Raw genomic sequence first — 3,320 nt, forward strand, 5'->3', positions numbered from 1 at the left:
TGCCGACGTATGCCTTCCAGCGCAGCCACTACTGGCTTCCCAAGGCCCATGTGTCGGGCGACGCGGAAGGCCTCGGCCTCTCCAACACCGGACATCCCCTCCTCACCGCCGCCCTCCCCATGGCCGAGGGTGGGAGTGTGGTGCTGACCGGGCGGGTCGGGCGTGGTGCGCAGTCGTGGGTGGCTGATCACCAGGTCGGTGGTGTGGTGCTCCTGCCGGGGACGGCGTTCGTGGAGCTTGCGGTGCGGGCGGGGGACGAGGTCGGGTGCGGCCGGGTCGAGGAGTTGACGCTCCAGGCCCCGCTGATCCTTCCCGAGCGGGGCGGTGTGCGTCTCCAGGTGGTGGTCGAGGGTCCGGATGCCACGGGTGGCCGGCCTGTCGCCGTGCACTCGCGGCCCGACGACGGCGACACCTGGACCCTCCACGCCACCGGACTCCTCACCGAGCCCGGCAAGGTGCCCGCCGACGACGCGGGGATCTGGCCACCAGCCGACGCGGAACGTATCGAACTGACCGGGTTCTACGAGGGCCTGGCCGATCGTGGCTACCACTACGGGAACGCCTTCCGGGGCCTGACGTCCGCGTGGCGTCATGGCTCGGACCTCCTTGCCGAGGTGGCCCTGCCCGAGGACAACGACGCCGCTTCCTACGGCATCCACCCCGCCCTGCTGGACGCCGCACTGCACCCCGCGCTCCTCGACGCGGCGGGCCCCGACGACGAGAACGTCCGACTGCCGTTCTCGTTCAACGGAGTGGAGCTGCACGCCTCCGGCGCGGCAGCGGCCCGGGTACGTATCGCCTGGGCCGGAGCCGATACCGTCGCGCTCACGCTCCTCGACGCGGCGGGACACACCGTGGCCTCGGTCGACGGCCTCGTCTCCCGCCCCGTGAAGGGCGAGCTCGGTGCGGCGGCCGGCGGCAACACCCTGTTCCACCTGGACTGGAAGCAGACCGCCGACGCCACGACCGCCGTCCCTGCGGGCGGCGGACGGTGGGCCGTTCTCCAGCACACGGACGCCGACGTACCGTCCGCTCTCAAGGGCGCGGCCGAGACCGTCGACACGTGTGCCGACCTGGACGAGCTGATCGCGCTCATGGACGCGGGCACCGCCGTACCCGACACCGTGGTGCTGGTCACGGCTCCCACCACCGCAGCAGTCGATGACGGCCTGGCCGGCGCGGTGCACCGCCGCACCGCCGACGCATTGGCCACCGCACAGCGATGGCTCGCCGACGAGCGTTTCGCGGGATCCCGGCTCGTCTGCGTCACGCGCGGTGCCGTATCGGTCGCAGGCGACGCCGTCACCGACCTGCCGGGCGCCGCCCTGTGGGGTCTGATGCGCTCCGCGCAGGCCGAGCACCCCGGCAGGTTCGCCCTCGTCGACATCGACGACTCCGTCGCCTCGTGGGACGTACTCGCCGAGGCAGTCGCCTCCGGCCACGGACAACTCGCGCTCCGGACAGGCACGCGGCTCGCGCCGGTGCTCGCCGCCGCAGGATCCGCACCCGAGGACGCCCCGGACGTCCGCCTGGACGCCGGCACCGTGCTCGTCACCGGAGGCACCGGCACCCTCGGCGGACTCGTGGCCCGTCACCTGGTCACCCGGCACGGCGTGCGCCGACTGCTGCTGACCAGCCGGCGCGGACGGGACGCGGACGGCGCGGCCGAGCTCGTCGCCGATCTCACCGCCGCCGGCGCGACGCACGTCACGGTCGCCGCGTGCGACACCGCCGACCATGCCGCCCTCGCCGACGTGCTCGCCGGCTTCGGCGACGACAATCCGCTGAGCGGTGTGGTCCACGCCGCGGGCGTGACGGAGGACGGCACCGTCGGCGGCCTCACCCCCGAACAGCTCGGACGGGTCCTGCGGCCCAAGGTCGACGCCGCGGTCAACCTGCACCGGCTGACGCACCACATGAACCTGGCCGCCTTTGTCCTCTTCTCCTCGTTCAGCGGCGTGCTGGGCAGCGCGGGACAGGCCAACTACGCCTCCGCCAACGCCTTCCTCGACGCCCTCGCCCAGCACCGCAGGGCCCTCGGGCTCCCCGGTGTCTCCCTGGCCTGGGGTCTGTGGGAGCAGAGCAGCGGCATCACCGCCCGCCTGGACCGCGGTGACCTGGCGCGCGGCAACCGGGCGGGCGTCCGTGCCCTGACCACCGAGCAGGCACTCGCCCTGTTCGACCGGGGGCTCACAGCGGACCGGGCGCTTCTCGTCCCGGTGGCGCTCGACCAGCGGGCGCTGGCCGCCCGCGCGGTCACCGAACCCGTGCCCCAGCTCTTCCGCGACCTGGTCCGGGTGCCCGCCCGCCGCACCGCGGCGGCACACGCCGGCACCGGCGGTCAAGACGGACCGTCGCTCATCGAGCGCCTCGCCGCTGTGCCGGCCGAGAAGCGTGACGCGCTGCTGCTGGACGTCGTCCGGGGCCACGCCGCGACGGTGCTCGGGCACGGGAGCCCCGGCACCGTGGGTGCGGAGACCGGCTTCCTCGACCAGGGCTTCGACTCCCTCACGGCCGTCGAACTGCGCAACCGGCTCGCCCTCGAATCCGGACTGCGCCTGCCCGCCACCGTCATCTTCGACTACCCGACGCCGACGGCTCTCGCCCGCTACCTCGGCGAGGAGCTGTCCGTCGCCGACGGCACGGACACCCGGGCAGCCGAGGAGGGCCGCGTCCGCCGGGCGCTCTCCGCCATCCCGCTCAACCGGCTCCGGGAGGCCGGCGTGCTCGACACGCTGGTTCGCCTCGCCGGACTGGAAACCGTGGACGCCGCCGTCGGGGCACCCGCCGCCGACGGGGACTCCGGGGGCACGGCAGAGGGCGACGGGACCGCGGGGATCGACGACATGGACCTCGACGACCTCCTCCGCCTCGCCGAGAACGACCAGTGACCCCCGACCGCGCCGAAGCCAAGGAACGAGCCATGACTCCATCCCAGGACAACGCCGCCGACCGGTCGGACCAGGACAAGGTCGTCGGCGCCCTCCGGAACACGCTGAAGGAGGCCGAGCGGCTGCGACGCGAGAACGCCCGGCTGACGGCCGCCGCCGCCGAGCCCGTCGCGATCGTCGGCATGGCCTGCCGCTTCCCCGGTGGCGTCGGCTCCCCGGAAGAGCTGTGGGACCTTGTCGCCGAGGGCCGCGACGCGGTGTCCGGCTTCCCCGCCGACCGCGGCTGGAACCTCGACACGTTGTACGACCCGGACCCGGACGCTCCGGGGAAGTCGTACGTGCGTGAGGGCGGGTTCCTTTACGACGCGGCGGAGTTCGACGCGGGGTTCTTCGGGATCTCGCCGCGTGAGGCGTTGGCGATGGACCCGC

Annotated in this window: 2 protein-coding genes; both read left to right on the forward strand. The window is 73.7% G+C overall.

Features of this window, described 5'->3' with window-relative positions; translation table 11 throughout:
* Window positions 1-2,891: type I polyketide synthase (locus HET64_RS37680; protein ID WP_215111734.1), on the forward strand; the 2,891-nt coding region annotated here is incomplete at its 5' end.
* A 32-nt stretch (window positions 2,892-2,923) separates the two neighbouring features.
* Window positions 2,924-3,320: beta-ketoacyl synthase N-terminal-like domain-containing protein (locus tag HET64_RS37685; RefSeq protein WP_251146425.1), on the forward strand; the 397-nt coding region annotated here is incomplete at its 3' end.

This window comes from Streptomyces sp. McG3 (genome assembly GCF_018619185.1).
Taxonomy (GTDB): domain Bacteria; phylum Actinomycetota; class Actinomycetes; order Streptomycetales; family Streptomycetaceae; genus Streptomyces.